Genomic DNA, 8,165 nt, shown 5'->3' with positions numbered 1-8,165 from the left:
CAGCTGCGCGGCGCCATCATCTGGCTGCGCAGCCTTGCCCCCGCCACATGATCACGATCCCGAACAGGCCCTAGGTGCGCTGTCCAGGGAGGGCTTGGGCAGCACGCTCCGCGCCGACATCCGGGTGGGTGACGAGGAACCGGCCGCTGAGCGGGGTCGAGGAGTCCGAGCTTGCTGAGCAGCGCTTTGTCACCGTCTGATGGTCCGGTTCTCGCGGACGACGGCCGCGAACGACCGCCGTCCGCGACTCCCCTCTCACCTCATCACCACCCACCCGCCCAGCCCTTCCAGGTGCCGCGGCAACCGGCTGCCCTGCCAGCCCAGGACCAGCCGCTCACGGGCGCGGGCGATCATGACGTAGTAGGTCATGCGGAGGGCCGCCGCCGTGGGGTCCGTGCCGGAGTCGGTCTCGGTATCGGCGATGACGACGGTGTCGAAGTCGAGGCCCTTGGCGCTGGCCCGGTGGACGAGGACGACGCCGGGGCGGGCGAGGTCGAGGTCGCGGTAGCGGCCTGCGGTGGCCGCAGAGCTGTAGAGCTGGGGCTCGTGGGCGAGTCCGGCCCGCTCCAGGCTCCGCATCAGGTCGGCCGCGGTGCGCAGGGAGCCGACGATGACGCCGATGCGGTGCTTCGGCTGCTGGGCCGCCATGGTGGTGATGTCCTCGGCGAGGTCCTGGTTGCCGGAGTAGTGGCGGACGACGGGCAGGGAGCCGCTGCGGACGGGCATCCTGGGCCCAGGGCCGCCGGTGCGGAAGTGTTCGGCGAGGGAGACGATCTCGCGGGTGTTGCGGTGGTTGCCGGCGATCTCGACCCGGCCCGTGGTGCGGCCGAGGGCGTCAGTGATCTCGGTGAGGGTGGAGTTCGTCTCGGTGAGGCGCTGGCACTCGTCGGCGAACACCGTGATGGAGGCAGCGGCGAGGCGGACCATCCGGTAGAAGCCCGGCGGCAGGTCCTGGCCCTCGTCGACGACGAGGTGGGGTCTGGCCGCGTCGTTCTCGCCGAGAGGGGCGGCGGCCTGATGGGTGAGGGCCGTCCAGTCGAACCAGCCGTCCTCGGTGCGCGGTGCGTCACGGCCGAAGCGGCGTTGGATCCAGCCGTGGACGGTGGCGGCTTCGACGGGTGCACCAGGGACCGTGAGGCCCTGCAGCGTGTCGCGCAGGAGCTGGCGCAGGAGGTTGGAGCGGGACAGCAGCAGGGTGGGGCGGCCGGTGAGGGCGAGGTGGACGGCGCGGTGCGCGGCGAGCAGGCTCTTGCCGCTGCCGGGCGGGCCGCTGACGACGTGATGGCCGGTCAGCGGCAGGGCGTCCAGGCAGTCGCGCTGGGCCGGGGTGAGGCCGGGATGGAGAACCGGGGCGTTCACAGGAGTCATGGGCGTCATCCCAGGGCGGTGGCGGCCGCGCACTCGCGGCTCGTGGTGAGGACGTCGGTGAAATAGCCGGGGACGCGGGCGGAGCCGACGACCAGGGCGCGGTCGAGGAGGGTGTTGCCGGTCTGGCAGCTCGTCTCGGGCAGCAGGGTGCAGGCGTGGCAGGCGGCCCGGTTGAGGTTGCCGAAGCCCTGGCCGGTGTGCTCGGCGCACAGCGGGTCGGCCGAGCACCAGGCGGCCGCCTCCAGCATCCGGACGAGCGTCTCGGCGAAGTGCGGTGCCTCACCCTGCCGGACCAGGCCGCCGAGGGTGCCTTCCGCGTCTCCGGCGGCCGTGTAGATCAGCAGGCCGCGCTGCCCGTGCTCGGGGCGGCCGTACACGCGCTCGCGCAGGCCGGCGGTGGTGTAGCCGGAGTCGAAGGAGAGCTGGCGGATGAGCAGGTGGGCGAGGGTGTGCAGGAGGAGGAAGCGGGGGGAGAGTGTGCTGCCGGCGGTCTCGGCGAGCTGGTCCGCGCGGAACGAGCCGTCGAGGTCGGTGCGGACGCCGTGCACGTGGGCCTGGACTCGGGAGTCGTTCTCCCAGGCGGTCAGACGCTGTTCGTCGAGGGTGAGGACGATGCCCTCGCCGTAGACCTCGGTGGCGGGGAGCCAGCGCAGGCGCCCGCTGGTGTCGGCGGGGACGAGGGTGCCGCCCGGGGAGTGGCGGCGGAACCCGGTCAGTGCCCGCACCTCGCGGAGGCGGTCGGCGAGGACGACGCCGTCGACGTGCGCGTCGAGGGTGGCCCAGGGTTCCCCGGTCTCGCCGTCGAGGCCGAGTCCGCTGCGACGGATCGCGAACTCCTTTGTGGGTTCCGGGAGTTCGACGGCGTCGAAGGCGTACCACTCGTCGCGGCTCAGGTCGACCCTCTCGGCCTCCGGCCGGTCGGTGGGCGGCGGCGCGGCGGGGCATCCCGTGGCCTCCGCGACGAGCTGGTCGATGAGGCTGTCGGGGGCCTCGGTGTCCTCCTTGATCAGGTTGCGGAAGGTGTCGGCCCGGGGCGTACCGACCGCGTCGAGCAGGATCGTCCAGTAGTCGTGGCCGAGGACGGCCTCCGCCGCGTCCTGCTGCGCCCGCGGGGGCTCGGCGGACCGGGGGATGTCGAGGGCCGAGTACACGGCCGGGTAGTAGACGTTGCCGGCGGTGCGCTGCACGATGTGGACCTGCTGGCCGCAGGATGCCTTCCCGTTCGGGCGCTGCCAGGGGTTGCGGCCCGAGCAGTACCCGCCCTGGGGGCCGAGGATGTCGAGCAGGTCGCGCTCGGCACCGCACGGCTTGCCGTCCGGCCGGGTCGCTCCGCAGCGCACCGAGAGCGCTTCGAGTCCGGAGGCGCGGTCGGCGACACGGAAGCTGAGCCGGCCCGCCTTCCAGGCGTGCTCCTCCTCGGAGCAGAAGGCCCGCTGTTCGGGCGCGAGACGGGAGTGCGCCCAGTACCACCAGTCGACGTCGTCGAGGTGGCCGTCCGCGCAGATGCGGACGAACCGCATGGGGGTGAGGCGGGGTGCGGCGGCGCAGGACGTACAGACGGGCGGTTCGCCGGGCTTCTCGTGCTCGCGCAGGAAGCGGACCATGGACCGGCAGGAGCCGCAGAATAGCCAGCCGGGGAAGCGGACGTAGGGGACGCCGGGGCGGTCGGGCCGGTCGTAGCGGTCGTTGAGGGTGTGGGGCGCGGCGAAGAAGCCCTTGACGCCGAGACGGGCGGCGAGTCGATCGGAGGCGATGGGGGTCTTGAGATCCGGCCAGTTCTCGATGCCTGCGGCGACGAAGGACTCGCCCTGGACGTCGAGGACGGCGCCGACGCCGAACGGCAGCACGGTCTGCGCCTGGCGGACCCGGAGTTTGCGCGTCACTTTCCTACTCCCGTCACGGTGATCTGGCACTCGCGGTCGACGCTGCGCATGGAGTTGAGGGTCTCCCACAGGCCGTAGCGCTGCTCGAAGGCCTTGAGCAGGTTGTACTGACCCTTGCCCTGGCTGCGGTAGTGGAGGTCCTTGCCCTCGGCCGCGGCGGTCTCGGCCTGCTGGTACCAGACGTCCAGGAGGTAGCCGAGTTCCGTGCGCACCTCGGCGCGTACGGCGTCGGCGTCGGCTCCCGTGGCGCCGCGCTCGGCGGTCGCGGCGCGCCCGGCGAGGGCGTCGGCGATCCGTCCGGCCTCTTCCTTGTGGCGGGTGATCCGTCCGGCCTGGTTCTCGGCGGCCAGGCCGACTCGGTGGCGCACGAGGACGACGAGCGCGGCGTGCAGGGCGCGGCGGCGTGCGGGCAGGGACCAGGGGGTGACGCTGGCGGGCTCGACGTACCGGTACAGGGCCCGGTGGTAGTCGTTGAAGGTCTCGTAGTGGGACCGGTCGCGCGGACGGGTGGCGTTGAAGTAGGTGACGACGAGCCCCGGCACCCGGTGGCGGCCGACGCGGCTGGTGGCCTGGATGTACTCGGCGGTGGTCTTGGGCTGGCCCTGCATGAGCATGTAGGCGAGCCGCTTCACGTCGACGCCGACGGAGAGCATGTTGGTGCACGGCAGGAAGGCCACCGACCGGGGGTCCGTCCAGGGCTTTTCGAGGCGGTCGAGCAGGATGGGCTGCTCGGCGCGCTTCAGGTTGCTGGTCAGCTCCTGTACGTCGCCGTCGCCGAGCGTGCGGACGCCGGCGCCCTCGTCGAGGCCCCGGAGCTGGGCGGGGATGTCGTCGCCCGCGGCGGTGACGGTGCGGCCGAGTTCGCGCAGGCTGTGGTGGTAGGCGACGAGCGTCCAGTAGGCGTCGCGGTGCTCCTCGGGGAGTTGGTGGACACCCTGGAGCATGGCCGCTGTGGTGGCGACGGCGCCGCGGCCCGCGGTGTGGCCCTGCGCCATGACGCCGAGGTAGAGGCGGCCGGGGCGGCCGGTGTCGGGGACGGCGAAGAAGCTGTCGCGGGCGTCGAGTCCGGACGGCGGGAAGAGCTGGACGTCCTGGTGGTGTAGGGCACGGACCTGTTCGGCGGAGCGCCGGATGGTGGCCGTGGCCGCGACGATCTTGGGCGGGCGGCCGTCCGGACCGGTGCACAGTTCGAGGATGGCCGCCTCGTAGAGGCCGACCGTGGTGCCCAGCGGTCCGGTGAGCAGGTGCAGCTCGTCCTGGATGATCAGGGACGGGGGCGGGTTGCCGGTGCCGGCGCCGAAGAGACGGCCGGAATCGCGTTCCCAGGCGAGCCGGGCGAACTTGTCGACGGTGCCGAGGACGAAGGTGGGCGGGTCCCGGTAGAGGTGCTGGTCGACGACGGCGACGGGCAGGACGTCGTGGAAGTCGCAGTCGTCACTGGTGCAGAAGAACGCGAAGTCGTCCGTGTCGGCACGGATTCCGTAGTCGGAGCGGACGCTGGACCGGGTCGCCGGCAGGATGCGGGTGCCGCACCAGGGGCAGCGGTCGAGGATGAAGACGTCCTCGGGGTGGCTGGCCCCGCGCTGCTCCTCGAAGGCGTCCTTGGCCGCCTGGAAGCTGTTGGGAGTGGTGCCCTCCCCCACCCACAGGCCGATGGTGATCGGCTGGTCGCCGAGACCGAGTCCGGGTTCGGTGCGGCGGAGATGTTCCAGGGCGCAGACCGTGGTGGCGGCGCGCTGGAACTGCTGGGTGGTGAGCAGACTGAGGGTGTAGCGGCTGAGCACGGCGGTTCCGTCGCCTTCACCGCGGATCCGGCGCAGGGCGACGGTGAAGGCGGCGAGGAGCAGGTACGCCTCGGTCTTGCCGCCGCCGGTGGGGAACCAGATCAGGTCGGTGGTCCCGCGGTCGCGGTGGCCGGGGTCGGCGACGCCGTCGAGGGCGAGGAGGAAGAAGGCGAGCTGAAAGGGACGCCAGGTGGCCTCGGGGTCGACCGGCGGGTCGGAAGCCACACGGTCCGAACGGTGGTGGCGCTGACCGGCCTGGTCGGGGGCGGAGTGCCGCATCTGCAGCAGCATGGCGCGCTGGGCGATGCGGAAGGCGGCAAGGAGTTCGGGCCGTTCCGGGTCGCAGAGAGTGCGCACGCCCGCTTCGATGCGGGTGACGGCCTGGCGGACACGGTCGAGGATCCGGTCTGCCGCCTCCCTCCCCCACGGCGGCACCTCGACGGAGCGCTGGCCCACGTACCAGGCATGGTACGAGGCAGCGAACTCGGCCAGCTCCTCGCGGAGTTGATCACTGCTGACAGCGGGATCGGCCAGGTGGGAGATGATGAGCGCGGGGGCGTCGAGCGGGCCGCCGGCCCGGATGGCGGGCACCTCGGCGCGCGGCAGGACCTCGCAGGCGAGGAGTCCGACACCGCCGTCCTCACCGCGCTCCTCGCGGACGGCGCAGCCGTGGCCGACGGCGTGGGTGACGACGTGCCGGTACTGCAGGCGCAGTTCGCGTTCCTCGGGGTCGCGGCTGGCCAGCCGAACGCTGGGGTAGGGCAGCACGGTGCCGTCGGTGGGACGGACGGTGAGCCGGCACTGGAACAGCATGTCGTCCCAGCTCGGCGCCTTGCCGTCGGAGCCGTCGTGGTGTTTGTCGTTGATCAGAGCCACGGTGACGAGCGTGCCGTCGCCGTAGGAGCGGCGGACCACCTGAATCTTCGCGCGGCGGTCGAGGACGAGCACGTCCTTCCTGTCGGGACCGATCGTGTGTGTCTCGGGCGGGAAAGGGACGCGCTGCCAGCGCCGCCCGCGGCCGGGTTCGTTCCTCTGCGTCTCGTAGTGAGCGGCGGCGCAACTCACCTCGATGTGGGCGGCGTCGGTGTAGAAGCTGATGCCGAGGGAAGCGGGCAGCCAGCTGTTGGTCTCGGGTACCGGGTCGGGGGCCGGGTCCACGTCGGGAGCGTTCTGTTCGGTCCCGGGTCCCTCCGGGGCATCGCCCGCGTGGGCGAGTTGGCGCTGGAGGTCCGCCTGCTGCGGGTAGAGCGTGCCCATCAGGTACTGCCGGTCGGGCGGCGCGTCGAGCACCTCGTCGTCCTCGTCGTCCTCGCCGACCGGGCCGACGAGCTGGCGGGTGAGGTAGTCGACCAGCTCCTGGCGCGGGTCCATGTGCGGGTTCCTTTGGTCGGGCGGGGCGTTGAGCGAAAACAGCGGTGGGCCCGCCGTGGCATGCGGTCGGTTCAGACGTTCGACGGGATCATCCCGTGGCGGATCAGCTGGCCACGGAACTTCGCCTTGGCCTTCGGTTCGATCTGGCGGACGCGCTCGCGAGTGACGCCGAAGACGGCGCCGATGTCCTCCAACGTGTCCGGCTTGTCACCGTCGAGGCCGGTGCGCCGGACAAGGACGTGGCGCTCACGCTCAGAGAGGTGCTCCAGGACGTGCCGCAGGCGCGCCTGAAGTTCCTTGCGGATCAGCACGACGGGGGGCCCAGGCAGTCGGCTCGGCCCGATGATCAGGTCACCGAGTGCGATGTCGTCACCGATGATCCGGTCCAGGGAGTCGGTGGGCCTGCTGATCTTGCGCACCTTTTCCACTTCGGCGAAGGTGAGACCGGTCGCGTAGGCCACGTTGTCGGTGGTCCTGGGGCGGCCTTCGCCCAGGAGCTTGCGCTCGGCCACGGCGACCTTGCTGACCCTCTCGTGGAGGTACGCGGGAAGCCGGATCAGGGTGCCCTCGTCGGCGATGGCCCGGGTGATGGCCTGCTTGATCCACCACGTCGCGTAGGTCGACAGTTTGTAGCCCTTGGTGGCGTCGAACCTGCGGACCGCACGCAGCAGTCCGATGGTTCCGTGCTGGACGAGGTCTTCGACGTCCAGTCCGCGCCCCTGGTAGCCCAGCGCGATCTTCCACACGAGCCGCTGGTTGTGCCGGACGAGGCACTCGTAAGCGCGCCACCGCTCGCTGTTCCGGGGCAGCGCCGCGATCTCCTCCTCCGGGACATCGCGGCCGAGGCGGTCGGCACCGTCCCGGAGGAGAACAGCCAGACCCACTTCCTCTTCCGCCTTGAGCACCACCTTGCCCGGGTTCCGGCGCCACCGGTCCTCTTCCAGCACGGCCCGGGCCGCACGGACGGCATCGGAGAGCATGTCGTCCATGGCGGAGACAGCGGGACGGGCGCGCTTCTTGCCGACCGCCGGCTTCGAGGGGGCGACGCTCGACGCCGGAGACTCGGATACCGCGGGCCGGGTCCGACCGCCTGCCGCCATCCGGACGGACATGTCGAGCGGGCGGGGGCGGGTGATCGGGAACTCGGCGGTCAGCTCACGCGCTTCGGCAGGTCCGAGCCCGTGGAGCCGCACCACACCGTCGTGAGCGAGCTTGCCGACGGAGCCGTCGGCGTCGGCGTAGCGGGCCATCATCCGCCGGGCCTGGGCCAGGCGTCCGGCCGCCTCGGTGGCGACGGGCCCGGGTTCAGGGGCGACGGGCGGTGGGGCAGACGCTTTCACCGACGGGACCACAGCCCGCGTCTCGAGGCCGGAGCCGAGCGCGGGGCGATGGTTCACCCCTCCACGGCGGGAGGCCCTCACCTGGATGCCGACGGTGGCAAGCCCGTTGCGGAGCCTTCGCTGCTGCTCACTGGACGTCAGCCCGAGTCGGTCCGCTTCCCGTGCGAACGCCCGCTGGCTGACGACACCCGCACGAGAGGCGCAGTGCTTGAGCCTCTCGATGACAGAAGGCAACTCCATCTCGATCGCACGCCGCTCGGCCTCGATCATCGACTTCCCACTCATTGCGCCCCCACTTCAGCGACCAAGCGCCAGTTCCGCCCGCAAGAGCCGATCAGATACATTCACACCTTAGAATCGACTCGTTTACAGTGTCAACACACTGATCGAAAATGACCACTTCTGAACATGGATCGATT

At 71.5% G+C, this 8,165-nt stretch carries 4 protein-coding genes; all 4 read right to left on the bottom strand.

Features of this window, described 5'->3' with window-relative positions:
- Positions 1–255 precede the first annotated feature (255 nt).
- Positions 256–1,368: an AAA family ATPase gene (locus JL475_RS31410; protein ID WP_202281400.1), complete on the bottom strand. Its 1,113-nt coding sequence runs from the start codon at positions 1,366–1,368 to the stop codon at positions 256–258.
- Between the two features lie 5 nt (positions 1,369–1,373).
- Entirely contained in the window at positions 1,374–3,251 is a 1,878-nt protein-coding gene (drmB, locus tag JL475_RS31405; RefSeq protein ID WP_202281399.1) for a DUF1998 domain-containing protein, read from the bottom strand.
- Positions 3,248–6,406, bottom strand: coding sequence for a helicase-related protein (locus JL475_RS31400; protein ID WP_202281398.1), 3,159 nt, complete (start codon positions 6,404–6,406; stop codon positions 3,248–3,250). The genes drmB and JL475_RS31400 overlap by 4 nt, the downstream gene beginning before the upstream one ends.
- A 71-nt stretch (positions 6,407–6,477) precedes the next feature.
- On the bottom strand, positions 6,478–8,031 hold the full coding sequence (locus JL475_RS31395) for an RNA polymerase sigma factor RpoD/SigA (RefSeq protein ID WP_237408815.1): 1,554 nt from the start codon (positions 8,029–8,031) through the stop codon (positions 6,478–6,480).
- Between the last annotated feature and the right edge of the window lie 134 nt (positions 8,032–8,165).

Source organism: Streptomyces sp. M2CJ-2, from assembly GCF_016757295.1.
GTDB lineage: Bacteria > Actinomycetota > Actinomycetes > Streptomycetales > Streptomycetaceae > Streptomyces.
The sequence above is the reverse complement of the archived record's forward strand: the minus strand, read 5'-3'. Positions and strand labels throughout refer to the sequence as shown.

Bases quoted from the DNA above. Each gene is read 5' to 3' on its own strand.
- JL475_RS31395 (WP_237408815.1), bottom strand. From the start codon at position 8,031: ATGAGTGGGAAGTCGATGATCGAGGCCGAGCGGCGTGCGATCGAGATG.
- JL475_RS31400 (WP_202281398.1), bottom strand. From the start codon at position 6,406: ATGGACCCGCGCCAGGAGCTGGTCGACTACCTCACCCGCCAGCTCGTC.
- JL475_RS31410 (WP_202281400.1), bottom strand. From the start codon at position 1,368: ATGACTCCTGTGAACGCCCCGGTTCTCCATCCCGGCCTCACCCCGGCC.